The sequence below is a fragment of the Flavobacterium polysaccharolyticum genome (assembly GCF_038739875.1).
GTDB lineage: Bacteria > Bacteroidota > Bacteroidia > Flavobacteriales > Flavobacteriaceae > Flavobacterium > Flavobacterium polysaccharolyticum.
The window spans coordinates 31,592-57,618 of the sequence record NZ_JBCGDP010000006.1 but is presented as its reverse complement, the minus strand read 5'-3'; the positions used below and the strand labels follow the sequence as shown (position 1 = coordinate 57,618).

Sequence of the window (26,027 nt, the reverse complement as noted above, 5' to 3'; positions counted from 1 at the left end):
TTATCAAAAAAAATATTTTACTTTTGTTTAATAAATTTTCAAAAACAATGAACAATATTAAAAATGTATTTAGCATCAAAGACCTAGAAAACCTCTCAGGGATTAAAGCACATACGATTCGTATATGGGAAAAACGATACAATGTTTTGCAACCCATGCGAACGGATACAAATATTCGTTTATATGATCTTCATAGTCTGCAAAAATTGTTAAACATTACGTTACTTCACGACTATGGATACAAGATTTCGAAAATTGCTACCTATTCTGAAGAAAAAATTCCTTCATTGGTGCGTGAAATTATCACCTCCAAAAATGCCAATAATCACGCAATTAGTGATTTTAAAATGGCAATGATGAATTTTGACCAAGACTTGTTTTTTAAAACCTATGATTGGCTGATTGCTAAGAAAACATTCAAAGAGGTTTTTATGCAGGTCTTTGTCCCATTGATGAATGAATTAGGATTGTTATGGCAAACCGATACGATTACTCCAGCACATGAACATTTTGTGAGCTATTTAATCAAACAAAAATTATTAATTAATATTGAGCAATTACAAACGCAGCCTGTACAACATCACGACAAAGTATTTGTGTTGTCTTTGCCAATGAATGAAATTCATGAATTAGGCTTGATGTATTTGCATTACGAAATTTTGTTACAAGGCTTCAAAACGATTTATTTGGGGGAAAGCATGCCGATTGATAACTTAAAAGTCTTGAAAAATAATTTTGGCCCCATTGTCTATGTTACTTATATGACAGTTCAGCCTGATCGTGAAGCGATTAATAATTATGTGTCGACTATGGAGTCTGAGTTGTTGGGAGATGGAACGCAATTGTGGTTTATTGGTCGTTTAGTCGAAAACATCAATAAAGAAAAAATTGCTGATGATACTAGAGTTTTCGGATCAATGACAGAATTGGTTGACGCCATTTAGCCTTTTTAATTAACGCCCCTTCATACATAATGAAAAAAATCACAATTATTGGATCTGGTTTTTCTGCTTTATCAGCCTCTTGTTATTTGGCCCAAAGTGGCCACGATGTTACTGTTTTTGAGAAAAATGCAACAATTGGCGGAAGAGCAAGACAGTTAAAAGCTGACGGTTTTACTTTTGATATGGGACCCAGCTGGTATTGGATGCCCGATATTTTTGAACGTTTTTTTGCTGATTTTGGAAAGAAAACTACAGATTATTATGAGCTAATCAAACTGTCTCCAGCTTACAGAGTATATTTTGGAATCAATGATTTTATAGCTATTGCTGATAATTTAGACGAAATAGCCCAAACTTTCGAAGCAATAGAAAAAGGAAGTGGTAAAATCCTCAGAGCTTTTATGGCCGAAGCCCAAAGCAATTATGATATTGCCATAAAGGATTTGGTGTACCGCCCAGGAGTATCTCCACTAGAGTTAGTAACTACTAAAACGGCCAAAAAAGTAGGACAATTTTTTAGCAATATCAGTAGAGATGTTCGCAAAAAGTTTACCAATCCAAGATTGATTCAGATTCTTGAATTTCCTGTTCTTTTTCTAGGGGCTAAACCTTCTGACACGCCTTCGTTTTATAGCTTTATGAATTACGCCGATTTTGGTTTAGGAACTTGGCATCCCAAAACAGGAATGTTTGATGTAGTTTTAGCTATGGAAAGTTTGGCTAGGGAGTTAGGCGTTAAGTTTGTAACCAATGCAGCCATCGAAAAAATTGTAGTCGAAAACAAAACTGCAAAATCAGTGGTTATCAACGGACAAACCATCACCTCTGATGTAGTGTTAAGTGGTGCCGATTATCATCATACAGAAACTTTATTGGATAAAGAGCATCGAGCTTACTCAGAAGCGTATTGGGAAAGTCGCGTTTTTGCACCTTCCTCATTACTTTTTTATGTTGGTTTTGATAAAAAAATAGAAAATATTTCTCATCACGCTTTATTCTTTGATGTTGATTTTTACCAACATGCCAAAGATATTTACGATGAACCACAATGGCCAAAAGAACCTTTGTTTTACGCTAATTTTCCCTCTCTTACGGACCCAACAGCAGCACCAGAAGGCATGGAGTCTGCTTTCTTTTTGGTGCCTTTAGCTCCAGGAATTAATGATAGCGAAGCGTTGAGAGAACAGTATTTTGATAAAATAATTACTCGTTTTGAGCAACTTACGCAACAAACTGTAAAAAATAATATTATATTTAAACAATCATTTTGTAAAAATGATTTTGTTTCTGAATATAATTCATACAAAGGAAATGCCTATGGTATGGCCAATACGCTACTCCAAACGGCTTTTTTGAGACCAAAATTGAAAAGTAAAAAAGTAAACAATTTATATTTCACTGGACAATTAACAGTGCCAGGACCAGGCGTTCCACCTGCATTAATTTCAGGAAAGTTAGTATCAGAGTTAATTAATAAAAAATTTTCAGAAGCGTAAATTATGAAGCAATTATTTGATGATGTATCTTTTAAGTGTAGTAAGTTAGTTACCAGGAGCTATAGTACTTCTTTCTCTTTGGCCGTAAAAATGCTAGCGCCAAGTATTCGAGAAGATATCTATAATATATATGGTTTTGTCCGCTTTGCTGACGAAATCGTAGACTCTTTTCACGGATATCAAAAGGAACAATTGATTCAAGATTTTGAAACCGATTATTACAAGGCATTGGCTTCAGGAATTAGTTTGAATCCTATCCTGAATGCCTTTCAAATCACTGTAAAAAAGAATAATATTTCTGATGATTTAGTGCAAGCTTTTCTAAAAAGTATGAAAATGGACCTGGTAAAATCAGAGTATAACACCAAGGCGGAATACGATGATTATATTTACGGTTCAGCTGATGTGGTGGGCTTAATGTGTCTTAAAGTTTTTGTTCAAGGAGATCAAGAAAAATATGATGCCCTTAAAGACGAAGCGATGCGCTTAGGTTCTGCTTTTCAAAAAGTGAATTTCTTGAGAGATTTAAAAGACGACAATCTGGTTTTGAATCGCAATTATTTTCCAGGGGTAGACCTTCGTTCTTTTGATGATGAAGCAAAAAAAGCCATTATTGCTGAAATTGATGAAGATTTTAAAGCAGCAAGAGAAGGCATTAAGAAATTACCGCTTGAAGCTAAATTTGGTGTTTTTACAGCCTATGTCTATTACAAAAAACTATTGAATAAGTTAGAGCGCACTCCTTCACACAAAATCGGCACATCAAGAATACGCGTTTCCAATTATTCCAAAGCGGGATTGTTGGCGCAATCTTTCGTAACGTACAAGTTGCGATTAGTTTAATATTTCATTTCAAATTCATTCAAAATGCTTAATTTTTTCATATTTCTAGGAGTTTTTCTTTTTATGGAGTGCGTCACTTGGTGTACACATAAGTTCGTGATGCACGGTTTTATGTGGTATTTTCACGCCGACCACCATCAGCCAAAATATGCACATATCTTTGAGCGGAACGATATTTTCTTTGTCATCTTTGCCATTCCGAGTATTCTCCTTTTTTATTTTGGTGTAGAAGGTGGTCTTAATTATTTGTTTTTTATAGGATTGGGTATCTTTTTTTATGGATTATGTTACTTTCTAATCCACGATGTATTGATTCATCAACGCTTCAAATGGTTCAAAAACACCAACAACAAGTATCTTATAGGCCTACGAAAAGCCCACAAAGTACACCACAAACATTTAGGTAAAGAACACGGCGAATGTTTCGGAATGCTATTCGTTCCGTTCAAATATTATAAAATGTAGTTTTTGGGCGTGCCCCCCGAAACACGAATATACTAACGACACGATTCTCCAATCGGGGGTCGGGTCATCCATTCCCGCTTTGTTGTAGTGGCCTTTATCGCCACTACAACAAGAGCTCCATTACTACCCCTCACGCAGGGAAATCAATATCATTTATCGTACATATTATGAAAGTATATAAATTAGAAACCGTGCAACACGTCAACGCTACACTTGACGAATGTTGGGCTTTTTTCTCTAGTCCACAAAATCTGCAAAAAATTACGCCTTTGGATATGGGGTTTCAAATCGTAGATTTCGACGGAAGAACCGCCTATCCTGGTCAAGTGATTCAATATAAAGTGTCGCCTTTGGCAGGAATAAAACTCGGTTGGATGACCATCATTACAGCCGTAAAAGACAAAAGCTATTTCATAGACGAGCAGCGATTTGGACCTTATACTTTGTGGCATCACAAACATTTCTTTGAAGCCACCGAAAACGGAGTAAAAATGACGGATGTTGTTCATTACGCCCTTCCTCTTGGTTTTTTGGGTCGCATTATGAACACACTTGTGGTCAAAAGCAAGTTAAAAGAAATATTCTCTTATCGAGAAAAAGCCGTAGATGAACTTTTTAATACCAAATAATGACTGCCCAGCCTATTACTGTTTTTTGGTTTCGTCGCGATTTGCGGTTAGAAGATAATGTAGGCTTGTATCAGGCGTTACAAAGTGGCTATCCAGTACTTCCTCTTTTCATTTTTGATGAGGCCATTTTGGAACATTTGCCCAAAGACGATGCTAGAGTTACTTTTATCTACGAATCACTTTCGAAAATCAACGAAAAATTAGCCGAATTTGGAAGTTCTCTTTTAGTAAAAAAAGGAAAAACCCAAGATGTTTGGCATCAATTAATAACCGAATTTGAGGTCAAAGAAGTTTTTTTCAATAAAGATTACGAACCCTATGCCATAAACAGAGACCAACAGATTACTGAATTGTTAGCTCAAAATGGCGTAAAAGTTCAGGCATTCAAAGACCAAGTCATTTTTGAAGAAGCCGAAATCACCAAGGCCGACGGTTTGCCTTACACGGTTTACACGCCCTATAAAAACAAATGGCTAGAAAAATACAAAATGATAGCACCTGTTGCGGAACACGATACGACAGTTTTTTCTAAAAATTGGTTGGCTAGTTCCTTCGTATTTCCTTCCTTGTCTGCTATTGGTTTTGAAACGAGTACCATCAAAGTCAAACCCCACAATTTGACTAAAATTGCAAATTATCACGAAACCCGTGATTTTCCAGCATTAGATACAACCTCTTATTTGTCACCACATTTGCGATTTGGTACTGTTAGTGTTCGAAAATTAGTGAATTGGGCAGCGCGTAAAAATGACGTTTTCTTGAGCGAACTCATTTGGAGAGAATTTTTTATGCAAATCTTGTATCATTTCCCCAAAGTAGTCCAACACAATTTTAAATCAGCTTACGACGGCATACAATGGCGCAATGACCAAGCCGACTTTCAACGCTGGTGTTCAGGAAATACAGGTTATCCAATGGTTGACGCAGGTATTCGCGAACTCAATGCTACGGGTTATATGCACAATAGAGTGCGTATGGTGGTGGCTAGTTTCTTGTGCAAACATTTGTTATTACCGTGGCAATGGGGCGAAGCCTATTTCGCTCAAAAACTCTTAGATTATGATTTGTCTGCCAATGTGGGTAATTGGCAGTGGGCTGCAGGCACTGGCTGTGATGCCGCTCCTTATTTTAGAGTGTTCAATCCCGATATTCAATTGCAAAAATTTGATGCCAAAGGACACTACATCCGAAAATGGATTCCTGAATTTGATTTAGGTTACGGAGTACCTATGGTGGAACACGCTATGGCAAGAGACCGCGCAATCGCTACGTACAAAGCAGGGATTTTGAAATAAGCAATCACATATTTTGTATTTTTACAAAAAACTCCAAAAATGAAAATCTATATCAAAAATATGGTGTGCCAGCGTTGTATTATGGTGGTACAATCTGAGTTGGAAAAGAGCGGATTTGCGCCACTTTCCGTATCTCTTGGTGAAGTAGTTTTTGAAAAGGACCTTGCTGTAAGTGACCAGCAAATTATTGCTAAAACACTTCAAAATGTTGGTTTTGAAATCATCGAAGACCAAAAAAAACAAGGTGTTGAAAAAGTGAAAAACTTGATTATTGATTTGGTTCAAAATCAAAATTCGGCACTCAAAAACACCCTTTCCGATTATTTGAGCACCCAATTGGATTGTGATTATAAATACATTACTACTTTATTTACTGAACTCGAAGGCACTACGATTGAGAAATATTTCATCGCTCAAAAAATCGAAAAAGTCAAAGAATTGTTGGTGTACAACGAATTGACTTTGAGTGAAATTGCATTCCAGTTGCAGTATTCCAGCGTAGCACATTTGAGCAATCAATTCAAAAGTGTAACGGGATTAACACCAAGTTATTTCAAAAATCTTCGTTCTGAACGACGCATTCCTTTAGATCAAGTCCAAGCAAAGTAGTTCGTTTCCCTTAAAAAAGTTAGCCACGAATGCACAAATTGACACTAATTTTTATAAATATTAAAATTGAATTGCACTAATTTTATAGATCCTTAAGAATTCGTGGAATAAAAAACGGTTATAAATTAGTGTTTATTCTTGTTTTTTGTAGTGGAAATTTTAGAAGATAATGTGTTGATTATAAGGTGTTTTTAATGGTTCAAATTCTAAAATTCATGTTATTTGTGAATTGAAGAACCAAAGCAAATTGCACCACAATTATTATAGTATTCTAGCTGCAATTGGTGCATTCGTGGCTCTTTTTTAGATGACGGATGCTTGAAAAAGTATTCACTGTTTATCTTCCGAAATTGTTGTAATTCTTTTGGATAATTGTGTAATACTTCTCATTTAGAATACGTCTAATTTTGTACTGTAATTTAAAACAGTATACTATGAAAACTACTATAAAGAGACAAATTCCTGTTTTACAAATGGGATGTGCGTCTTGCGCCAATAGAATCGCTTCTACGGTTCAAGCCTTAAATGGGATTGTTTCAGCCGAAGTTAACTATGCTTCGGCGATGCTTTCTCTTGAGTTTCTGCCAAAAATCATTACCCTATCCGAAGTCCAAAAAGCGGTGCAAGACGCAGGCTATGATTTGTTTATTGAAGAAGAAGCCAATGAAAATAAAACCTTGTCTTCGATACAAGAAGAAAAAATGACCACTTTAAAAAACAAAACCATTTGGGCTCTGCTATTGGCTTTGCCCATTGTAATTATTGGAATGTTTTTTATGGAAATGCCTTATGCTAACGAAATTATGTGGGTGTTAGCAACTCCTGTTGTTTTCGGATTTGGAAGTAGTTTTTTTATAAATGCTTGGAAGCAAGCCCAACATCGTACAGCCAATATGGACACACTCGTAGCGCTGAGTACGGGTGTCGCTTATGTGTTTAGTGTATTCAATACGTTGTTTCCTGAGTATTGGCATCAAAAAGGACTACACGGACACGTCTATTTTGAAGCAGCAGCAGTAGTGATTGCTTTTATTTTATTGGGCAAATGGTTGGAAGAAAACGCCAAATCCAATACTTCCACGGCCATAAAAAAGTTGATGGCGTTGCAACCTAATGAGGTCACTTTGTGGCTAGACAACGAGCAACAAAAAGTAATTTCCATCGAACAAGTCAAAGTTGGGGATCGATTGCTGGTAAAACCTGGCGAGCGTATTGCAGTCGATGGGGTTGTGATAAGTGGCGATTCTTATGTGGATGAAAGTATGTTGAGTGGTGAACCCATTCCTGTACTCAAAAAGGTAAACGAAAAAGTTTGGGCAGGTACGTTGAATCAAAAAGGTAGTTTGGTGTTCAAAGCGGTCCAAATTGGTTCCGAAACGCTTTTAGCTCATATTATCAAAACGGTACAAGAAGCTCAAGGAAGTAAAGCCCCTGTACAGAAAAAGGTCGATTTTATTGCTAGTATTTTTGTACCTGTGGTTATGGCAATTGCTGTTTTAGCCTTCGTTTTGTGGTGGACTTTAGGGGGAGAAAATGGCTTTACGCAAGGTATTATGGCTTTGGTCACTGTTTTAGTGATTGCTTGTCCTTGTGCCTTGGGATTGGCAACTCCAACAGCCATTATGGTTGGAGTAGGTAAGTGTGCCGAAAATGGTATTCTTATTAAAGATGCACTGAGTTTAGAATTGGCACAAAAGATAGACACCATCGTTCTAGATAAAACAGGAACCATCACCGAAGGAAAACCCAAAGTAACTGATGAACTGTGGAGTACTGTCGATTCTTATTTGCGTTCTATTTTGTTGAGTATTGAATCGCAATCAGAGCATCCTTTGGCGGAAGCCGTAGTTCATTATTTGCAAGGAGTTCCAATGGTTTCTATAATGAATTTCGAGAGTATAACAGGGAAAGGCGTTCGAGCTAAAGTGGACGGTGAGGATTATTTTGTAGGGAATCCCTCTTTTTTAAAAGCCAACCAAATCGAAATAAACGAAGACTTTCTTCAAAAGAGTACCGTTTGGGAAGCCGAAGCCAAAACCGTAATTGGCTTTGCTAATGCAACTAGCGTTTTAGCCCTCTTGGCCATTTCGGATGCGGTAAAACCCACTTCAGTGGCTGCTATTCGTGAGTTAGAACAGATGGGGATTTCCGTCTATATGCTAACGGGCGATGCTGAAAAAGCCGCGCAAGCGATGGCTACACAAACGGGAATTACTCACTACAAAGGCGGAGTGTTGCCTCAACAAAAAGCTGATTTTATCAAAGAATTGCAAGCTCAAGGCAAAACAGTAGCTATGGTGGGTGATGGAATTAACGACAGCACCGCATTGGCCCAAGCCGATGTCAGTATTGCTATGGGAAAAGGAAGCGCCATTGCGATGGAAGTCGCCAATATGACGCTAATGACCTCCGATTTGCATAAGATTCCACAAGCGATTCGTTTGTCTAAAGCTACTGTTGCTACGATTCACCAAAACTTATTTTGGGCTTTTATCTATAATGTGATTGGCATTCCTGTCGCGGCAGGTATTCTATTTCCGTTTAATGGATTTTTACTCAACCCAATGCTAGCGGGTGCAGCTATGGCACTGAGTAGCGTGAGTGTGGTAAGCAACAGTTTACGATTGAAATTGAAAAAGTTATAGGGAAGTAAACTTTTAAAAAAGCAAATTCCAAATTCCAAGTTGTCGCAGTAGCCTTGGAATTTGGAATTTATTTTTTAATCAATTTATTAATCATGCCTTCAAAGATGAAGCCATGAAAAGGGAGAACGGAGTACCAATACAATTTGCCCCAAAAACCATGGGGTTTGAAAGTGGCGGCTTGGTATAACGTATTGTGTATGATTTTGAATTCTAGCCAAGCTTCTCCGGGGAGTTTCATTTCGGCATACAAAACGAGTTTGCCTTCTTTTTTGTTGGCATACAATACCCGCCAAAAATCCAAAACGTCACCTGAATGAATGTCGTGTTTGTTGGTACGTCCCCTACGAAGACCCACACCTCCAACTAATTTGTCAAGAAAACCGCGTATTTCCCACAGCCAGTCGCCATAATACCAACCCGTTTCGCCACCAATAGACCAAATGCGTTCTGTGGTATAGGAGCGGTTGAGGATTTCTTTTTTGCGACGATCGATAAAGCAATTTTTTTTAGGTACTTTGAGGTAATCGGCAACACTCCCAGTGAATTGACCACTAATCATAGCGTCTTTCCAACTTGACACAATGTCGTCTTTGTCTATTTTCACAAGCGCTCTTGCAACCGCTTCGTTGTAAGTCATAGGCACAACTCCTAGTAATGCGTTAATTCGATTGTCTTTGCAAACTACTTCTACTTTCATACTGCTGACTAAAGCCGCAGCGAGTTTGTAAGTTGTTGAAGTAACAAAATACAACCAATACGATGACAATTTGGGTGTCATTACTGGAACTGTATAGATGTAGCGTTTCAATCCTGCCGCTTGTGCAAATCCTAAGAGCATTTCTTTATAGCTTAAAATATCAGGTCCACCTATGTCAAAGTTTTGATCGTAAGTTTCAGGTTGATGTAAACTTTTTATCAAAAAGGCTAAAACATCCGTAATGGCTATCGGTTGACATTTGGTATTGAGCCATTTTGGAGTAATCATAACAGGAAGTTTGTTGACCAAATCACGGATAATTTCAAAAGAAGCACTTCCTGAGCCTACAATGATGCCAGCTCTTAAAGTTGTGATGGCAAAAAGGCCTGTTTTAAGAACATCTTCAACTGCTTTTCGTGAGGCCAAATGCTTCGATAAAATAACATCATTAACGATACCACTCAAATAAATTACTTGTTTTACTCTGGTGAGGTTCATTCGGTCTACAAAATTCAAAGCAGAGGCATACTCCAGCTCATCATAATTCTTGGCCGAACCTGACATGGAATGAATCAAATAATAAGCGGCATCAATATCATTGGGAATGCTACTTAAACTTTCTTGATTCAAAAAATCTACTTCTATTACACGAACTTGATTAACATATTCCTCGGGAAGCGTAAAACGGTCTTTGTCTCTTACACAACAAATCACATGATGCCCTTTGGCCACTAGCAAAGGCAGTAGTCGCTTTCCAATATATCCTGTGGCTCCTGTTAAAAGAATATTCATTTGGTTTGTTAATTGATTGATAACAATATAGTTGAAAAAATTGTATAATCTTAGAAATAACCGATAGAATTGCTAAAATTATCGATAAAACTGTCTGAATCATGTTTTTTGGTTACTAATTCTTATATTTTTTCTGGTCAATTATTGTTGGTAATCTAGAATTCTATTTGATTATTTTTTTTGTTTTTCTTTAATTTGAATCAAATGGTTTTATATTTTAAAACTAACCATACCATAATCCATGGCAAAAACTTGTCCCGAAATGGATTTGGCTTCTTCTGAAATTAAGAAATTCGCCATGTGCGCTACTTCATCAGGTTTTAGATACCCTTTCATCGGATGGCGTTCAATCATGTTTTCTTTCATTCTGTCATTTCTTAAAATACCCGCTGCTAATGAAGTTTCTGTAATTGTAGGCGCAATGGCATTTACGCGTACAACTGAAGCCAGTTCCGCTCCTAATGATTTTACCAATCCTTCAACACCTGCTTTGGCAGTAGCAATACTCGCGTGAAATGGCATTCCTAATTTGGCAGCAACTGTACTAAACAAAAGAATCGAAGGCTGTTGTCCTTTTCGCAAGGCTGGCAAATATTTTTGAATGGCTTTTACAGCACCGATGACATTGATTTCAAAATCGTTTTTGAAATCCGATATGCTGAGGTTTCCGATTGGTTTTAAGTTAATCGAGCCCGGACAATAAATCAAAGTATCCACGTTTTCAATGTCAGGAAGTGGGTCTTGTAAAACATCAACGGCATAGTGCGTTAAATTGGGATGCGATACATCTGGCGCTGTTCTACTGATGTTGATTACTTGATTCGATTGCAATTGTTGCATTAGTATCGCGCTACCAATTCCTTTGCTACCGCCAATAATTACGATGTTTTTCATAATGTAATGTGTTGAGTTTGGTTTATCGTTTTGATATTTTGTTGTGGGTGATTTGTCGCTGTAAAGTACATTTGAATCTTCCTTCGGTAAAATTTCGAAGTTTTTCGTGTTTTGTTTTTCGACCTTGCACACGGGCACGCCAAAGTCTGAAACTTGAAGGTTTCATTTCGGTACGCATCAAGTCGATGACTTCTTGTTCTTTTAATCCAAATTGCAATTGGATGGCTTCGAAAGTGGTTCGGTCTTCCCAAGCCATTTCTATAATTCGGTCGATTTCTAATTCGGTAAGGGCTATTTTGTTGGGCATAGCTAAAGCTTTTTTGATAGATGTTCTAGGTTGTTTTTTTAATCGCTATCGCCAATATCGGCTAGGGTATGTAATTTTAAAATCCGATTGCTTTCTTCTTTAACCAATGGATTTTTCTTCATTTTCCATAAAAAATCCGAAGCAAATTTTCGAGTTCTGTCAATATTTACAATCGGTTTTGGATAGTCTTTTCCCAATTCAAAATTGTTGAATTTTTGGTCCAAAAAAGTCATTTTACTAGGTTGATGAACGAAAGGCAATGGCAAATTTCGTAACTCGGGTACCCATTGTTTGATAAATTCTCCTTGTGGGTCGTGTTCCAAACTATTTTTTATCGGATTGTAAATGCGCAATAAGTTGACACCCGTTTCACCTGCTTGCATTTGCAATTGCGGGTAGTGAATGCCCGGCTCAAAATCCAAAAACATTTGCGATAAATGTTGTGTAGCTTCTTGCCAAGGTTGCCAAAGGTTATGAGTAAAAAACGACACCAAAAGTGCTCGCATTCTAAAGTTGAGGTAGCCCGTTTCGTTCAAACATCTCATGGCTGCATCAACGAGAGGTACACCAGTTTGTCCTTTTTTCCAAGCTTCGACATAAGTGGAATTGATTTTCTTTTTTAAATCGTGATAGCCTTTGTTGATGCTTTCAAACTCCATAATTTCTTCCATTTCAAATTTTTGAATGAAATGGGCTTGCCAAGTGAGTCGCGACACAAATGAATCGATTTGTTTTTTATTGGTACAAATCAATCGAAAAGTAGCGGCTCGCTGCAGTACTTCTCGGGTAGATAAATTCCCCCAAGCAATATAAGGTGAGATTCTGCTGCAACTTTTTCTCGCTAGTAAAGGTTTCGAAATATGATTGCTGTAATTGAAATAACGGTTTTTGAAGAAGGAGTCTAAATATTTCTGTCCCATTTCTGTCCCACCTTTTTGAAAAATAGCATCGGGAATGGTTACTAAATTTGTCTTTTCTAACAAGCGTTCTAGCTGTTCAATTTGGGGCAATTCTAAAAAGCTATTGTCATTTGGTAAGAATGCAAATTGCGGTTCATTCATATATTTCTCCCATTGCACCACCCAATTGCTTCGGTTTTTTAGCCCTCTAAAAATGCCATTATTGATGTTTTCGACCCAATTAATTTGGTTGTTTTTGCAAAATCTTTTAAAAGCTTTGTCTCTATCGTACGTAATTCTTATTCCGGTTTCTTGATGCGAGTAGACATTTTTGATGGTGTATAGTTCGAGTATGCTATTAATGGTGCTAATGACTTCTCCATTTACAGCTAATACTTTTGTTTGATACGGTTGCAGTTCTGCGTTGAGGGCTACGATAGATTGCTTGATAAAATTCCAATGTCTTGCGCTGTAGTGCGTATCGTTTTGCAGTGATTTTTCAAAAACATATAGTAAAAGTGTAGGCTGACCAGATTGGATTGCATTATGGATAGCCTCGTTGTCCTGCAAACGAAGGTCTCTTTTGAACCAAACGATATTGATATGTTTTTTATTTGAATTCATCTTTTAAAAAAGTTGTTGTTGAAGCCAGCGTTGTTGGAATTTGGACTGTTTATCATAGTTTTGAGCTTGCAAGGCGACATTGAATTTTCTATCACGAGGGTCGTTGCCTACACCTGAAACATACATCCAATTGCCATAATTGCTGTGTACGTCATAATCCAAAAGCATCGATTCAAAATAGGCCGCTCCAATTCTCCAATCTAAGAGTAAAGTTTTGGCAAAGTAAGAAGCTACGTTTTGTCGTCCACGATTGCTCATCCAACCTGTTTGTTGCAATTCCAGCATATTTGCATTCACAAAAGGTGCAGCCGTAGTGCCGTTAATCCATTGTTGGATGGCTTTTTTGTCTTGCGACCATTGATAATCTCGGTTTTGAATGCCTCCAATTTTAAAAATCGCATTACCATTTTGCAGCGAAATGTATTTGAAATAATCCCTCCAAATCAATTCGAAAACCAACCAATACGTAGACTCATTGGCTTCTACTTCTTTTTCGTAGCGCTTGATTTCCCAATAAATGGTTTTGGGTGAAATGCATCCATTGGCCAACCAAGGCGAAAATTTTGAGCTGTAATCTGTTCCAATCAATCCGTTACGGGTTTGTTTGTACTGACTGATTTTTTTGGTGTTCCAGAGATATTCTCGCACTCTTGTCAAAGCCTGATTTTCGCCACCACGAAAAGGAAAAGCGGTTCTTCGATCTTCTTGAAATGTTGTAAATCCTAAGTCTTCTAAAGTAGGAATAGCGGTTTGCATGTCAATTGAATTGGATTTGGGTAGAACGGTTAGCTTTCCAATTTTTGGAACGATTGCTTTTTTTTCGCATGCATTTCTGAATTGTGTGAAGACAGCAGGTATTTCAGCTATTGAAAACGGAATTACTTCTGGTGGAAATAAAAATTGATGATAGGTCGCGACAAATTCTACAGTTGGGCTGCAATTTTTTTTCACTCTTTCGATTTCCTCTTTTTCCTCGCTCGTCCATTCGTTTTGAAAGTAAATCGTTGTAGAAGATGTGCTTTCAATTAAACTTGGAATTATAGCTGACGCAGCGTCTTGATACACCAAAAGCGTAATGCCAAGTGTTGCCAAATTTGCTCTTAATTCCTGAACCGATTCTATGGTAAACTGAGCTCGAAAATGGGCCGTTTTTTTGAACCCGTAAAACGTGGTTGCATACTGTTTTGGGTCAAAACAATACACACCGACGACGCTTTCGTTTTCGGCAATAGCCTTTTGTAGCGCTGGATGATCCGCGATTCTTAAGTCATTTCTGAACCAAACGATTCCTTTTTGTTTCTTCTGCATTTTTCGCTACAATATTTTACTTCGTCCCAAACTTTTTCCCATTTTTTTCTCCAATCAAAAGGGCGATTACAGACCACGCATATTTTGGAAGGCAAGTGCGTTTTTTTCAATTTTATAAATAGTTTTGGTATTGATTTACGGCGATGGAAGCTTTTAGGTCAAACATCAAATTATACAAACCAAAGAAGGTTCTATTCATATAAATAAAATGCTTGGAACCTCGATTACCATTCATCTTACGCAGGTTGGTGTCTTTGGCAAATCGTTCGCCCAATTGCGCAATATTGTTAAAGAAGACTTCATCTGAAAAATCAAAATGCGTGTTTTGAAACGGCAAAGTGAAGAGCGATAGCAAATCATAAAACATACTGGTGAAATACGCAATTTCCTCTGGAGTATCTTCTTTTCTTAAAATCTCAAGCTCAAACAATTTGGCATTAAAGAGTTGTTTGTTGTCAATGATTTCTTTGTTGATTAATTCAAAGTACGGAACATAAAAGTCATTCGGAATGCTTTTCATACAGCCAAAATCCAATGCGACCAATTGCTGGTTGCTATCTACCAAAAAGTTCCCAGGATGTGGGTCGGCGTGTACTTTTCGTAAGACGTGAATTTGATACATATAAAAATCCCAAAGTGCTTGTCCTACTTTGTTGGCAGTTTCTTGATTGGGATTTTCGGCAGTGAACTCAGATAAATGTTTGCCTGTCATCCAATCCATCGTTAGGATTTTTTCGGATGAAAATTCAGGATAGTAAGCAGGGAAAACCAAGTTGTCTATCTTTTGGCAAGCAGCAACTACTTCTTGACTTTGTTTTAGTTCAAGAGTATAATTGGTTTCTTCAATCAATTTGTCTTCTACTTCTTTAAAGTATTTATCAGAATCTTTGCCCTGTAGATTAAACATTCGAATCGCCATTGGTTTTACCAAAGCCAAATCCGAAGAAATACTATTGGCAACACCTGGATATTGAATTTTTACAGCCAATTTTTTTCCGTTTTTCTTGGCCAAATGTACTTGACCAATACTTGCTGCATTTACCGATTCGGCATTGAATTCATCAAAAATCTCATAAGGTGTTTTGCCAAAATTCGATTTGAAGGTTTTGAGTACCAAAGGAGCCGAAAGCGGCGGTACAGAAAACTGCGATAATGAAAATTTTTCTACATAGGCTTGTGGCAGAAAATTTTTGTCCATACTCAGCATTTGTGCTACTTTTAGCGCACTTCCTTTTAAGCTTTTTAGGCCGTCATAAATATCTTCGGCATTGTCTTCGTTGAGTTTGTCTCTAGTTAAGTCTGAGTTAACAATTTTTTCGCCATAATATTTTAGGTAATTCACACCTACTTTTGCACCTGTTTGCACCAATTTTGTCGCTCGTTCAATCTTTGAAGTAGGAATATAGTCTATGGTTTTCATTAGTTTTGTTTTTGTATTTTTTCTTTGAAAATAAATTTGCCAAAATCGATTAAACTTTCGATAGGAGTGATGTTCATTAATTCGAAAGCTGCTTTTACCGATTTTTCTATATAGATGTCTGTCTTTTCAAATCCAGCCGAACTGTCGTCCATCCAAAACTTTAAGGTGAGTAAAAACTGAATCCACAGCGATTCTTTTGTCGCTTTTTCTTGGTATTCCTGAAAACGCTCTATTTGAATGCGGAAATCATCGGTGGTAATTTCACCTATATAGTTTTTGAATTTTTTACGAACATCAGCTAAAAGCATTACGTTTTTTAACTGATTTTTATGTTGTTGCAATGCATATAAAACATAACTTCGATTCGCTGTAAGTAATTCGAAGAACGTAAAATAGAAGCTCAACAGTTTGGATCGCATTTCATAACTTGGATAGGCAGGGTTTTTTTCTAGCAATTCAATGGTTTTATCAAAGAATTGGATGAAGATTTCTTTCTCTATAGCTTCAAGTGTTCCAAAGAAAGTATAAAACTCTGCTTCGCTAAATCCGTTTAGCTTAGCAAATTGGAAAATTGATTTTGGTTTTTCATTGTGCTCTACTACATAATCCATATAATAGGATACGATTTTGTCTTTGGATATTGCTGTTTTTTTAGTTGCCATTGTTGTTCCATTTAAATTAGAGTATAAAGATACTATTGTTTAACTTATTATTAATAATGTTAAACAAAATTTTAACCTATGTTTGTATAAGTTATTTTGATAACACAAAAAAACAATAAGATGAAAAAGAGAGTATTGTTAACTGGAGGTACTGGTTTTGTTGGAAAATATTTGACTCAAATGTTACTCAACAAGGGATATGCTGTAAATGTATTGACGCGAACACCAATGAAAAATGTAGAAGGGATTTCTTATTATACTTGGGATGTTTCTACGGGTAGTATAGAAGAGAAAGCTGTTATGGACGCCGACTATATCATTCATTTGGCTGGAGAATCTATTGGTGATAAGCGTTGGACCGTAGCACGTAAAAAAGCAATTTTAGACAGTAGAGTGCAATCTGCGGGTTTGCTGGTTTCAGTTTTACAATCCAATAATAAAAAAGTTAAAGCCTTTATTTCGGCATCTGGTGTTGGAGTGTATGGCGCTCTGAATGGAGAAGGAATTTGCACCGAAAAATCACCAGTTGCTCATGATTTTTTGGGTAAAGTTTGCCAAGAGTGGGAAAAAGCCGCTGATGCTATAGCAGCACTTGGTATCCGAACTGTGAAAATAAGAACTGGATTAGTTCTTGGTAAAAATGAAGGTTTTCTACAAAAAATGGTTCCTGTTTTTCGATATGGATTTGGTTCGGCATTGGGTTCCGGTAAACAATATATGCCTTGGATTCATATTCATGATTTGTGTGCCATTTATCTAGAAGCGTTGGAGAATGAAGAAATGGTTGGCGCCTACAATGCCGCAATAGAAGACAGTACTACTAATACGCTTTTCTCCAAAACCTTAGCTTATATTTATGGTTATTCGGTTTGGTTGCCCAAGGTTCCAGCCTTTGTATTGCAATTAGCCTTAGGCGAAATGGCACTTTTGTTGCTCACGGGGCGTCGGGTTTCTAATGATAAATTACTCGATTTGGGCTTCCGCTTTCAATTTAAAAATCTCGATTTCGCTTTGCGAGATTGCTTAAAAAAATAGAAGAATTTGTTTTAATAGTTTAATTTGTTACTTGTAGTTTGTTGTAATAACCTCATTTTGCTGCTGCCATAGCGAAATGAGGTTTTTTTATTCTTTAAATGGAAACAACAAAAGAAAAGCTTCGTAGATACTTTGGTGCAAAATAGTAGCGTGATTGTCATTAGGCATACTCTTGAAATCTATCTTGGTGTCTTTCAATTGTGCTTTTTGCAAAATAGTAACTAATGTTTCGGCATCTTTTTGCATCACAGGATGCTCTTTTTTTCCAACTGCTATGTAAATGTATTTTGGCTGAAGGCTTAATTTTGATAGTAATTCTGGCGCTTGTGTTAGTAAACTTTCGTCATCCCACCACAAACTTGGACTCACAATTAAGTAATGAGAGAATAAATTGGGGCGTTTTAGGACGATTTCAATAGCTAAAAGTCCGCCCAAACTTTGACCAATTAAGTAGTTGGTTCCGTTGGTTTTGTATTGCGATTGGATAAAGGGCTGTAACTCTTTTTCAATAAAATTGATAAATTCCGCCGAATGTCCCGTAGTGGGAAATTCTTTTTGAAAGTCTTTTTTATCGGTATAAAAAGTAAAATCTTTTTTACGGTCAATGTTGGCAATGCCTACCAAAATACAATCTGGCATTTTGAATTGAAGGTTAAAAAACTGAACCAAACCTACAATATGCAGAAAATCTTCATTCCTACTTCCATCAAGAAGATAGATTACGGGATACGCTTTGGTCGCATCGTAATTTTGAGGTAAATAGATATTTAACGTTCTATCTTCTTTTAGTATTGAAGACGCTATGGTTTTCACTTCACCAATCGTCAAAGGCGTGCTTTGTTTTAAAACGGATTGCCCTTGAACAGAAAAATGAAGGATACAAAAAAGGACTAAAAAGGAATATTTCATACTATACTTGTTGCTTTGAAAAGGCTATTTCTTGTTTTCTTCCACTCTAAACACTATAATTTCAGCGATTAAATCAAGCGGAAGCGGCTGTTCATTCGGAAACTGCACGGAGCCTTTGCCTTGTTTGTAAGACGAAAGCGCATCCGCAAAATGCGTATGGCCAGAAGGTGTAGCATACAAACCAATGTGATTTTTGAAAGCCGCATAGTAAATCAACGGTTTTCCATTTGTTTTGTAGGCGGGCATTCCGTAGCTAATACTTTCTTGAACCTCGGGCGCTTTTTCCAAAATGAGCGCTCTAATTTGCTGCATTCTTTTCTGACTGGTTTCGGGGAATTTAGCGAAATAAGAGGCTACGGTTTCCATATCTTATTGGTTTAGATTTTTGAGACTTTCTTTCAAATGCTTGGTTCTTTCTTTGGTTATTTCCTCCAAACAAGTCAACCAAATTAAAGGTTTTATGCTTCCACCCGTATAAGGGTCAGCCTCAAATTTACAATGCGAGTCTCTGAATTTTATCCAATCTTTTTGCGCTTGAATGAGCAACGCTTTTTCATTTTTGTCTAAAAGCGAAACCAATTTTTTGTAGGTTTTGTTGAGTTCTCCATCGGCTTTCTTGTAATCTAGCGAAGCTTTTTCGTTCATCTCTAACTGAGTTTGTGCCGTGACAGCCGAAAAGGTAAATACCAAAAATAATAGGGACAGTAGAAGTTTTTTCATTGGAGAATTAGGCGTAAAGTGTTTGATTTTCAAATGCAGTAATGTTTTCTTTTAAGGCTTTGTAATTGGAAAACGTTCTATAAATACCTAAAAGCAATAAGAGGATTAAAGGGAGTATGAAATAATTCCAATATTGAAAGCCTCCCTCAGAAAGCATTTGGATTACACTTCCGATAATCAGTAAAATTGCAAGTAGAAGATAGGTAATCCTTTTTTGGTATTGGTGATATTACTAAGAATAATCTTCAATTTCGAGTTTATTTCTTCAATTTGGTTACCGTTCTTGTTTTCGATTCTAATTAAATGTTGTAGTAAAAGCGTTTTATAAATTTCACTTTGTAAATTAATAAAAAACGAAAATGAAACCAGAAACATTCCTCCGCTTTTGCTCCATTTTGGCAGATTTTCAAGCACTAAGTATTCATTTATAATTGCCAAGAAAACAAACAAAAAAGAAATTCCTGCCAAAATTCCATTGACGAGTAAGAGCCATTTACACTTTCTGTACCTCACAAAAGTGTCAGCGTCTGAATCTCCTTTTAAGGGATTAAAATTATTGATGATGTCGATGCGTTCTGACATAGTTCATTTTAAGATGGTGAATTTTAGGAGCAGTAACAATCGGCTTTTTGGCCATCAAAGTCCCGTGATACGCTATATCTTTGCCTTTTTAAAGAAAAAAGACAAAGGATGCCGCTCCTCCCGGGGCTAAAAGGAAACAAAGTACCCTTATGTAAACATTCTCAAAAATAGTAAAATCTTTTTTTTATTTTTTAGTCAGTAAAAGATTTAAAAAAGAATTTGTGAATTTGTGGCCTGCTTTTTTAGCCTTTGTTAGGATTCTTTTTTCATAACATTCAATTTTTAGCAAAAAAGTATATCTTTAGCCAACTATAACTAACCGATTTCTTATGTCATTTCAAGTGCATACCGCTCCAACTTTGCCCAAACCTTGGTATAAAGCTCTTTATTTTCAGGTGCTCCTTGCTATTCTAGCGGGTATTTTATTGGGTCATTTTGTACCCGAAAAAGCGATGAATTTAAAAGTCTTAGGAGACGGATTTATTGCTTTAATAAAAATGATTATTGCCCCAGTAATCTTTGTAACAGTTACTACAGGAATTGCCTCTATGGGCGACCTAAAAGCAATGGGAAGGATTACCAGTAAAGCATTTATTTACTTTTTTATCTTTTCAACTTTGGCTTTGATTATAGGAATGTTAGTAAGTAACATTATTCAACCTGGAGCCGGCCTGCACATTGATGCAAAATCCCTAGACCCCAAATCTATACAAGATTATATTGATGCCACAAAGGAGCATAATTTATCCAACTTTGTACTAGATATTATTCCAAAATCACTGATGAGTTCCCTCACTGGTGACAGCATTTTGCAAGTACTTTTCGTTTCGATTATGTTCGGTATTGGGATTACGTTGACTATCGATAAAAGTAAACCAGTACTTGATTTTTTACACGCATTGTCGCATCCCATTTTTAAAATCGTCGAAATATTGATGAAGCTGGCTCCAATTGGTGCGTTTGGAGCGATGGGCTTTACAGTGGGTAAATTTGGTTTGTCTGTTTTATTGAAATTAGGAGGATTGGTAATTACCTTTTACCTGACTTCCGCCTTTTTTATTTTTATCATTTTAGGGGCTGTTGCTTGGTACAATAAGTTCAATATTTTCAAATTGCTACGATACATTAAGGAAGAGTTGGTTTTGGTATTAGGTACTAGCTCTTCTGAATCGGCTTTGCCAAATGTGATGAAGAAGTTAGAAAAAGCAGGCTGTGCCAAACAAGTCGTTGGATTGGTAATCCCAACCGGCTATTCTTTTAATTTGGATGGGACGAATATTTATATGACTTTGGCAGCACTTTTTATTGCCCAAGCCTGTGATGTTGATTTATCTCTTGACAAACAAATTTTGTTGTTACTTGTTGCTATGCTAAGTTCAAAAGGAGCTGCGGGAGTTTCGGGAGCTGGATTTATTACTTTGGCCGCTACATTAGCTGTCGTTCCTGATGTGCCAGTAGTTGGAATGACGCTGATTCTTGGTATTGATAAATTTATGTCAGAATGTAGAGCATTGACTAATTTTATTGGCAATACCGTTGCTACAATTGTCATTGCTCGTTGGGAAAATCAACTCGATGAGGAAGCCTTAGAAAAAGCATTGCGATAACGCCTTTACTTTTAAAGAGTGAACTCACATTTTTTATGCGATTAACAACTGGCGAAAACCAATTTTATTTAATGAATTTTAACTTCAACTATGAACAAAGAAAACAAACCCGAAGATTTTAAACGTGAACTCGGACTTTTAGATGGTACGATGCTCGTAGTAGGTTCGATGATTGGCTCAGGAATTTTTATTGTAAGTGCCGATATTGCGCGTCAAGTAGGTTCTGCTGCTTGGCTTACTTTGATTTGGTTAATCTCTGGCCTAATTACGATGATTGCAGCGGTGAGTTACGGCGAATTGAGCGCTATGATGCCCAATGCTGGCGGACAATATGTGTATCTAAAAGAAGCCTACAACAAATTGATTGCGTTTCTGTACGGATGGAGTTTTTTTGCAGTGATTCAAACCGGAACTATTGCTGCGGTGGGTGTAGGTTTTTCTAAGTTTGCCGCCTATTTGATTCCATCATTGAGTGATGAAAATATTTTGCTCGATTTGGGCGCTTTTCAACTCAACGCGGCTCAAATTGTGTCTATCATTACCATTGTTTTCTTAACCTATCTCAACAGTCGCGGGGTAAAAGACAGCAAAACGCTGCAAACCGTACTTACCATTATCAAAATTTTGTCTCTTTTTGGATTGATTGTTTTTGGATTTATCCTTGCGGCAAAAGCAGAGGTTTGGGACGTGAACTGGACGGACGTATGGGAAACCAAATCCTATAATTTAGACACGAAACAATGGACACCAATTGCTGGAACAGCACTTTTGGCAGGTATTTCTGCTGCTATGGTGGGGTCGTTGTTCTCTAGTGATGCTTGGAACGGAGTTACTTTTATTGCAGCCGAACTGAAAAATCCAAAACGCAATGTGGGCTTGAGTTTGTTTCTAGGGACTTTCATTGTGACGATTATTTATGTTTTGACCAATTTGATGTATTTGGCGGTTATTCCGATAGAAGAAATTGCTACAGCCAAATCCGATAGGGTAGCGGTGGTTGCTTCTCAATATACCTTTGGTGATTACGGTACGGTGATTATTGCAGTAATGATTATGATTTCGACTTTTGCCTGCAACAACGGATTGATTATGGCGGGCTCCAGAGTGTATTATACGATGGCAAAAGATGGTTTATTCTTCAAACAAGCCGCACAACTGAATGAGAAAAGTGTACCAGGATGGGCGCTTTGGGCACAGTGTTTTTGGGCTTCGGCTTTGTGTTTGACAGGTAAGTATGGCGATTTATTGGATTTTGTAATCATCATTGTATTGATTTTTTACATTTTGACCATCTATGGTATTTTTATTTTGCGTAAAAAAATGCCCGATGCCGAGCGTCCTTACAAAGCGTTTGGCTATCCGTTTTTGCCAGGTTTGTATATTGTAATTGCTTCGGCAATTTGTATTTCGTTATTGTTTACCAAATTCTCTACTTGTGGTTGGGGCGTACTGATTATGCTTACGGGTATTCCAGTGTATTATGTTACACAACGTAAGGTGTTGAAAGAGTAGTGTTCTGCACAGAATGGACAAGGTTCAAAGAGATAATGTTTTTAAAAGCAACGGATTGTAATTCGTTGCATAGCAGAATTATTTTTTTTAATTGTTCTGTTTATTTTTACACCTGACAGGTTTCAAAACCTATTAGATGTAGAAATAGGAAGTGTAAAGAAAGGTTTTATTTTTAAAGATGAATATTGAAAGTGAATTAATTGTAAAAAGTATTAAGTTCTTTGCTTGCAGACTTAAGCAAACGAAAATTACCAATGTATGTAGTGAATATAAATAAGCTTTCAGAATTAATATAAACGAAATAGTATTGAAAATAGTAACTTGGAATTGTAACGGTGCCTTTAGAAAAAAATTTGATAGTTTATTAGATTATCAGGCTGATATTCATATTATTCAAGAATGTGAAAACCCGATTGAATCTAAGCATTACGAATACCAGAATTGGGCTAAGAATTATCTTTGGATTGGTGACACTAAAAATAAAGGACTTGGTATTTTTGCTAAATCAGAAATTATTCTTGAAAAATTAGATTGGACAAATATTTTTAATGAGCATCCTGTAAAACATTTTTTACCGTGTAAAGTAAATAATGATTTTGATTTGCTGGCTGTTTGGACGCATAGAAATAATTCACCAAATTTTGGTTATATAGGACAACTATGGAAATATTTACAATTAAATAAACACAAACTAAACCAAACCTTAATAGCTGGAGATTTTAATAGTAACGCAATATGGGACCAATGGGATAGATGGTGGAATCATTCAGATGTTGTTAGTGAATTGAAAGAATTTGAAATCGAAAGCCTTTATCACAAAATAACAGGAGAAGAACACGGGAAAGAAACTATACCTACTTTGTATTTTCAAAAAAAAATCACAAGACCTTATCATATCGACTACTTTTTTGGTCCTAAAAAAATAATTGAAAAGGCAAATAAATTTGAAATAGGAGAAGTAGACAAATGGCTTACATTAAGTGACCATATGCCAATTTTTTTTGAAATTACGATGTAATGAAAAGATAAACCCCGATATCTAATAGTATTAGCATCTCACTTTTATCCATAAAGTTTTTGTCAGAATCTGAGTAAAGCAATGAAGTTTTTACTAATCTTTTGCTTATCAATACCTCCAAGAAAGCCATTTCTCAGCTTTTAGCCCTGATCGCAGCGGCATCCTTTGCTTTTTGGGTTAAAAAGCAAAGATATAGTGGAGAGCAGGACGATGACCACAAAAAAGCCTATTCTTTCCGCTCCAAAAAAAGCATAAAAAAATCCGTCTGGTTTTGCAACGAGACGGATTTTGTATTTTAACTGTAAGGAATTAGCAAACAGCTTCTTCGGCTAGCACGCTTTCTACTTCGTGTAAAGGTAAATCCCAAGCTTCGGCAACGCCACGGTATACTACTTTTCCGTTCGCTACGTTCAATCCTAATTTTAATTCTTTGTTTTCTTCGCAGGCTTTTCTCCATCCTTTGTTGGCCAATTGAATTGCGTAAGGCAAAGTCGCATTGGTCAACGCCAAAGTTGAAGTGTAAGGCACTGCACCTGGCATATTAGCCACACAATAGTGAACAATATCATCGATGATGAAAGTCGGGTCTTCGTGAGTGGTTGGTTTACAAGTTTCGATACAACCTCCTTGGTCAACGGCTACGTCTACTACTACGGTTCCAGGACTCATTAATTTTAGCATATCGCGAGTGATTAAGTGAGGCGCTTTGGCTCCTGGAATCAATACACCACCAATTACTAAATCGGCAGTTTTGATTGCTTCGCAAATGTTGTAATGATTTGACATTTGAGTTACTACGTTAGCTGGCATTACATCAGATAAATATCTCAAACGTGGTAAGCTTACGTCCATAATGGTTACTCTAGCTCCAAATCCAGCGGCCATTCTAGCTGCTTGAGTTCCTACGATTCCACCACCTAAAACTACTACGTTTGCTGGAGGAACACCTGGTACACCACCTAAAAGGATTCCTTTTCCTTTCATTGGTTTTTCTAAATATTTAGCTCCTTCTTGGATAGACATACGTCCCGCTACTTCAGACATTGGCACCAATAAAGGCAAACTACGATCTGCTTTTTCTACCGTTTCGTATGCCAAACAAACTGCTCCACGCTCTAACATTGCGTGTGTTAAAGGCTCAGAAGAAGCAAAGTGGAAATAGGTGAATAATAATTGGTCTTTTTTAATCAAAGGATATTCAGAAGCGATAGGCTCTTTTACTTTTATAATCATTTCAGCAATGTCATACACTGCTTCTATAGTTGGAAGAATGGATGCTCCTGCATCTATATAAGATTGATCCCCAAAACCGCTGTTGATTCCAGCATTGGTTTGTACATATACGGTATGCCCTTGTTTTTTGAATTCGGCTACACCAGCAGGTGTAAGAGCTACTCGGTTTTCGTTATTTTTGATTTCTTTTGGAACACCAATAATCATATGAGAGAGTTTTAAGTTACTACTTGTTTGAAAGTATAAAAGTAATTTAAAAAGAAAAAGTTTTTACATACTACCATTAAATAGGAAAAAATTAATTTATTTGTGTAATTTAGCCTTAAATATTTCTTTACGAAATCGTTTTTTTGGATTTAAAAAGAAAAATTATCTAAAGAATCCCGTCTAGAAAAAATACCTTGATTATGAATATAGATGAAACCGACAAAAAAATCTTACGGCTTTTGCAAGTGAACGCGCATTTGACGTTAAAAGACATTGCAAATCAAATTAATTTATCCTTGACACCTGTTCACGACCGTGTGAAACGTCTTGAAAAAGAGGGAGTTATTGATAAATATGTTACGGTGCTCAATAAGAAAAAGTTGGGTAAGAACTTAACCGTTTTTTGCCAAGTTACTCTTGTAAAACAAACGTTTGACATCTCTGAGGCTTTTAATGAAGCGATTCTGAATTTGCCTGAAGTAGTGGAATGTGATTTTGTTTCGGGTAGTTTTGATTATTTGCTCAAAGTGGTGTTGCCTGATATGGAAAGTTACCACCATTTTCATCAAAAGAAATTATCGGTCTTGCCTGAGGTTAGTTTGATTAATAGTTTCTTTATTATTTCTGAAGTGAAAAGTACGACGGTATTACCGATTTAAAAAAAGAACCATCAAA

26 protein-coding genes are annotated in these 26,027 nt (G+C 36.7%); 13 read left to right on the top strand and 13 right to left on the bottom strand.

Annotated features, from left to right (window positions below; translation table 11 throughout):
• Positions 1 to 47 precede the first annotated feature (47 nt).
• The 8 genes from WFZ86_RS07780 (at position 48) to WFZ86_RS07745 (ending at position 8,926) form a co-directional block, all read left to right on the top strand.
• Positions 48 to 944: a MerR family transcriptional regulator gene (locus WFZ86_RS07780; RefSeq protein WP_342691414.1), complete on the top strand. Its 897-nt coding sequence runs from the start codon at positions 48 to 50 to the stop codon at positions 942 to 944.
• A gap of 26 nt (positions 945 to 970) precedes the next feature.
• Positions 971 to 2,440, top strand: coding sequence for a phytoene desaturase family protein (locus WFZ86_RS07775; protein WP_342691550.1), 1,470 nt, complete (start codon positions 971 to 973; stop codon positions 2,438 to 2,440).
• Positions 2,441 to 2,443: 3 nt separating this feature from the next.
• Positions 2,444 to 3,283: a phytoene/squalene synthase family protein gene (locus WFZ86_RS07770; RefSeq protein ID WP_342691413.1), complete on the top strand. Its 840-nt coding sequence runs from the start codon at positions 2,444 to 2,446 to the stop codon at positions 3,281 to 3,283.
• A 24-nt stretch (positions 3,284 to 3,307) separates the two neighbouring features.
• On the top strand, positions 3,308 to 3,748 hold the full coding sequence (locus WFZ86_RS07765) for a sterol desaturase family protein (RefSeq protein WP_024981255.1): 441 nt from the start codon (positions 3,308 to 3,310) through the stop codon (positions 3,746 to 3,748).
• Between the two features lie 167 nt (positions 3,749 to 3,915).
• Positions 3,916 to 4,377 carry an SRPBCC family protein gene (locus WFZ86_RS07760; RefSeq protein WP_315145834.1) on the top strand — a complete coding sequence of 154 codons (462 nt, stop codon included), beginning with the start codon at positions 3,916 to 3,918 and terminating at the stop codon, positions 4,375 to 4,377.
• A complete protein-coding gene (locus WFZ86_RS07755) occupies positions 4,377 to 5,672 on the top strand; it encodes a cryptochrome/photolyase family protein (protein ID WP_342691412.1) in 1,296 nt (431 codons plus the stop codon). Before WFZ86_RS07760 ends, WFZ86_RS07755 begins: the two co-directional genes overlap by 1 nt.
• Positions 5,673 to 5,711: 39 nt before the next feature.
• Positions 5,712 to 6,281 carry a helix-turn-helix domain-containing protein gene (locus WFZ86_RS07750; protein WP_342691411.1) on the top strand — a complete coding sequence of 190 codons (570 nt, stop codon included), beginning with the start codon at positions 5,712 to 5,714 and terminating at the stop codon, positions 6,279 to 6,281.
• A gap of 434 nt (positions 6,282 to 6,715) precedes the next feature.
• The gene (locus WFZ86_RS07745) at positions 6,716 to 8,926 is read left to right on the top strand and encodes a heavy metal translocating P-type ATPase (protein ID WP_342691410.1); all 2,211 of its coding nucleotides are present in this window, start codon (positions 6,716 to 6,718) and stop codon (positions 8,924 to 8,926) included.
• A gap of 67 nt (positions 8,927 to 8,993) precedes the next feature.
• Here the strand turns inward: WFZ86_RS07745 and WFZ86_RS07740 are convergent, their stop codons facing one another.
• The 8 genes from WFZ86_RS07740 to WFZ86_RS07705 form a co-directional block, all read right to left on the bottom strand.
• The gene (locus WFZ86_RS07740) at positions 8,994 to 10,415 is read right to left on the bottom strand and encodes an SDR family oxidoreductase (protein WP_342691409.1); all 1,422 of its coding nucleotides are present in this window, start codon (positions 10,413 to 10,415) and stop codon (positions 8,994 to 8,996) included.
• A 210-nt stretch (positions 10,416 to 10,625) separates the two neighbouring features.
• Positions 10,626 to 11,309, bottom strand: coding sequence for an SDR family NAD(P)-dependent oxidoreductase (locus WFZ86_RS07735; protein ID WP_342691408.1), 684 nt, complete (start codon positions 11,307 to 11,309; stop codon positions 10,626 to 10,628).
• A gap of 22 nt (positions 11,310 to 11,331) precedes the next feature.
• The gene (locus tag WFZ86_RS07730; protein ID WP_315140257.1) at positions 11,332 to 11,616 is read right to left on the bottom strand and encodes a TIGR03643 family protein; all 285 of its coding nucleotides are present in this window, start codon (positions 11,614 to 11,616) and stop codon (positions 11,332 to 11,334) included.
• 38 nt (positions 11,617 to 11,654) lie between these two features.
• Positions 11,655 to 13,139, bottom strand: a complete 1,485-nt coding sequence (locus tag WFZ86_RS07725; RefSeq protein ID WP_342691407.1) for a cryptochrome/deoxyribodipyrimidine photo-lyase family protein — start codon at positions 13,137 to 13,139, stop codon at positions 11,655 to 11,657.
• A 3-nt stretch (positions 13,140 to 13,142) separates the two neighbouring features.
• Positions 13,143 to 14,447, bottom strand: a complete 1,305-nt coding sequence (locus WFZ86_RS07720; RefSeq protein WP_342691406.1) for a DASH family cryptochrome — start codon at positions 14,445 to 14,447, stop codon at positions 13,143 to 13,145.
• A complete protein-coding gene (locus tag WFZ86_RS07715) occupies positions 14,402 to 14,557 on the bottom strand; it encodes a DUF2256 domain-containing protein (protein WP_201296271.1) in 156 nt (51 codons plus the stop codon). Before WFZ86_RS07715 ends, WFZ86_RS07720 begins: the two co-directional genes overlap by 46 nt.
• Positions 14,558 to 14,559: 2 nt before the next feature.
• Positions 14,560 to 15,867, bottom strand: coding sequence for an ABC1 kinase family protein (locus WFZ86_RS07710; RefSeq protein WP_342691405.1), 1,308 nt, complete (start codon positions 15,865 to 15,867; stop codon positions 14,560 to 14,562).
• Complete coding sequence (locus tag WFZ86_RS07705) at positions 15,867 to 16,529, bottom strand: TetR/AcrR family transcriptional regulator (protein ID WP_342691404.1); 663 nt, start codon at positions 16,527 to 16,529, stop codon at positions 15,867 to 15,869. The genes WFZ86_RS07710 and WFZ86_RS07705 overlap by 1 nt, the downstream gene beginning before the upstream one ends.
• 120 nt (positions 16,530 to 16,649) lie before the next feature.
• Between WFZ86_RS07705 and WFZ86_RS07700 the strand changes: the two genes are divergently transcribed.
• The gene (locus WFZ86_RS07700; protein ID WP_342691403.1) at positions 16,650 to 17,564 is read left to right on the top strand and encodes a TIGR01777 family oxidoreductase; all 915 of its coding nucleotides are present in this window, start codon (positions 16,650 to 16,652) and stop codon (positions 17,562 to 17,564) included.
• An 87-nt stretch (positions 17,565 to 17,651) separates the two neighbouring features.
• Here the strand turns inward: WFZ86_RS07700 and WFZ86_RS07695 are convergent, their stop codons facing one another.
• The 4 genes from WFZ86_RS07695 to WFZ86_RS07680 form a co-directional block, all read right to left on the bottom strand.
• The gene (locus WFZ86_RS07695) at positions 17,652 to 18,473 is read right to left on the bottom strand and encodes an alpha/beta hydrolase (protein WP_342691402.1); all 822 of its coding nucleotides are present in this window, start codon (positions 18,471 to 18,473) and stop codon (positions 17,652 to 17,654) included.
• Between the two features lie 24 nt (positions 18,474 to 18,497).
• Complete coding sequence (locus WFZ86_RS07690; protein WP_342691401.1) at positions 18,498 to 18,839, bottom strand: iron chaperone; 342 nt, start codon at positions 18,837 to 18,839, stop codon at positions 18,498 to 18,500.
• A gap of 3 nt (positions 18,840 to 18,842) precedes the next feature.
• Complete coding sequence (locus tag WFZ86_RS07685; RefSeq protein WP_342691400.1) at positions 18,843 to 19,226, bottom strand: lysozyme inhibitor LprI family protein; 384 nt, start codon at positions 19,224 to 19,226, stop codon at positions 18,843 to 18,845.
• Between the two features lie 144 nt (positions 19,227 to 19,370).
• Positions 19,371 to 19,775, bottom strand: coding sequence for a hypothetical protein (locus tag WFZ86_RS07680; protein WP_342691399.1), 405 nt, complete (start codon positions 19,773 to 19,775; stop codon positions 19,371 to 19,373).
• 329 nt (positions 19,776 to 20,104) lie between these two features.
• Between WFZ86_RS07680 and dctA the strand changes: the two genes are divergently transcribed.
• The 3 genes from dctA (at position 20,105) to WFZ86_RS07665 (ending at position 23,912) form a co-directional block, all read left to right on the top strand.
• Positions 20,105 to 21,382 carry a C4-dicarboxylate transporter DctA gene (gene dctA / locus WFZ86_RS07675; RefSeq protein ID WP_342691398.1) on the top strand — a complete coding sequence of 426 codons (1,278 nt, stop codon included), beginning with the start codon at positions 20,105 to 20,107 and terminating at the stop codon, positions 21,380 to 21,382.
• Between the two features lie 90 nt (positions 21,383 to 21,472).
• The gene (locus WFZ86_RS07670) at positions 21,473 to 22,894 is read left to right on the top strand and encodes an APC family permease (protein WP_342691397.1); all 1,422 of its coding nucleotides are present in this window, start codon (positions 21,473 to 21,475) and stop codon (positions 22,892 to 22,894) included.
• A gap of 307 nt (positions 22,895 to 23,201) precedes the next feature.
• Entirely contained in the window at positions 23,202 to 23,912 is a 711-nt protein-coding gene (locus WFZ86_RS07665; RefSeq protein WP_342691396.1) for an exonuclease/endonuclease/phosphatase family protein, read from the top strand.
• A gap of 309 nt (positions 23,913 to 24,221) precedes the next feature.
• On the opposite strand, the gene ald is transcribed toward WFZ86_RS07665, so the two are convergent.
• On the bottom strand, positions 24,222 to 25,352 hold the full coding sequence (gene ald, locus WFZ86_RS07660) for an alanine dehydrogenase (RefSeq protein ID WP_159682724.1): 1,131 nt from the start codon (positions 25,350 to 25,352) through the stop codon (positions 24,222 to 24,224).
• A gap of 200 nt (positions 25,353 to 25,552) precedes the next feature.
• Between ald and WFZ86_RS07655 the strand changes: the two genes are divergently transcribed.
• Complete coding sequence (locus WFZ86_RS07655) at positions 25,553 to 26,011, top strand: Lrp/AsnC family transcriptional regulator (RefSeq protein WP_315153075.1); 459 nt, start codon at positions 25,553 to 25,555, stop codon at positions 26,009 to 26,011.
• Positions 26,012 to 26,027 lie beyond the last annotated feature (16 nt).

Coding starts and splice junctions, on each gene's coding strand:
- WFZ86_RS07780 (WP_342691414.1), top strand. CDS start 48: ATGAACAATATTAAAAATGTATTTAGCATCAAAGACCTAGAAAACCTC.
- WFZ86_RS07770 (WP_342691413.1), top strand. CDS start 2,444: ATGAAGCAATTATTTGATGATGTATCTTTTAAGTGTAGTAAGTTAGTT.
- WFZ86_RS07765 (WP_024981255.1), top strand. CDS start 3,308: ATGCTTAATTTTTTCATATTTCTAGGAGTTTTTCTTTTTATGGAGTGC.
- WFZ86_RS07760 (WP_315145834.1), top strand. CDS start 3,916: ATGAAAGTATATAAATTAGAAACCGTGCAACACGTCAACGCTACACTT.
- WFZ86_RS07755 (WP_342691412.1), top strand. CDS start 4,377: ATGACTGCCCAGCCTATTACTGTTTTTTGGTTTCGTCGCGATTTGCGG.
- WFZ86_RS07750 (WP_342691411.1), top strand. CDS start 5,712: ATGAAAATCTATATCAAAAATATGGTGTGCCAGCGTTGTATTATGGTG.
- WFZ86_RS07745 (WP_342691410.1), top strand. CDS start 6,716: ATGAAAACTACTATAAAGAGACAAATTCCTGTTTTACAAATGGGATGT.
- WFZ86_RS07740 (WP_342691409.1), bottom strand. CDS start 10,415: ATGAATATTCTTTTAACAGGAGCCACAGGATATATTGGAAAGCGACTA.
- WFZ86_RS07735 (WP_342691408.1), bottom strand. CDS start 11,309: ATGAAAAACATCGTAATTATTGGCGGTAGCAAAGGAATTGGTAGCGCG.
- WFZ86_RS07730 (WP_315140257.1), bottom strand. CDS start 11,616: ATGCCCAACAAAATAGCCCTTACCGAATTAGAAATCGACCGAATTATA.
- WFZ86_RS07725 (WP_342691407.1), bottom strand. CDS start 13,139: ATGAATTCAAATAAAAAACATATCAATATCGTTTGGTTCAAAAGAGAC.
- WFZ86_RS07720 (WP_342691406.1), bottom strand. CDS start 14,447: ATGCAGAAGAAACAAAAAGGAATCGTTTGGTTCAGAAATGACTTAAGA.
- WFZ86_RS07710 (WP_342691405.1), bottom strand. CDS start 15,867: ATGAAAACCATAGACTATATTCCTACTTCAAAGATTGAACGAGCGACA.
- WFZ86_RS07705 (WP_342691404.1), bottom strand. CDS start 16,529: ATGGCAACTAAAAAAACAGCAATATCCAAAGACAAAATCGTATCCTAT.
- WFZ86_RS07700 (WP_342691403.1), top strand. CDS start 16,650: ATGAAAAAGAGAGTATTGTTAACTGGAGGTACTGGTTTTGTTGGAAAA.
- WFZ86_RS07695 (WP_342691402.1), bottom strand. CDS start 18,473: ATGAAATATTCCTTTTTAGTCCTTTTTTGTATCCTTCATTTTTCTGTT.
- WFZ86_RS07690 (WP_342691401.1), bottom strand. CDS start 18,839: ATGGAAACCGTAGCCTCTTATTTCGCTAAATTCCCCGAAACCAGTCAG.
- WFZ86_RS07680 (WP_342691399.1), bottom strand. CDS start 19,775: ATGTCAGAACGCATCGACATCATCAATAATTTTAATCCCTTAAAAGGA.
- dctA (WP_342691398.1), top strand. CDS start 20,105: ATGTCATTTCAAGTGCATACCGCTCCAACTTTGCCCAAACCTTGGTAT.
- WFZ86_RS07670 (WP_342691397.1), top strand. CDS start 21,473: ATGAACAAAGAAAACAAACCCGAAGATTTTAAACGTGAACTCGGACTT.
- ald (WP_159682724.1), bottom strand. CDS start 25,352: ATGATTATTGGTGTTCCAAAAGAAATCAAAAATAACGAAAACCGAGTA.
- WFZ86_RS07655 (WP_315153075.1), top strand. CDS start 25,553: ATGAATATAGATGAAACCGACAAAAAAATCTTACGGCTTTTGCAAGTG.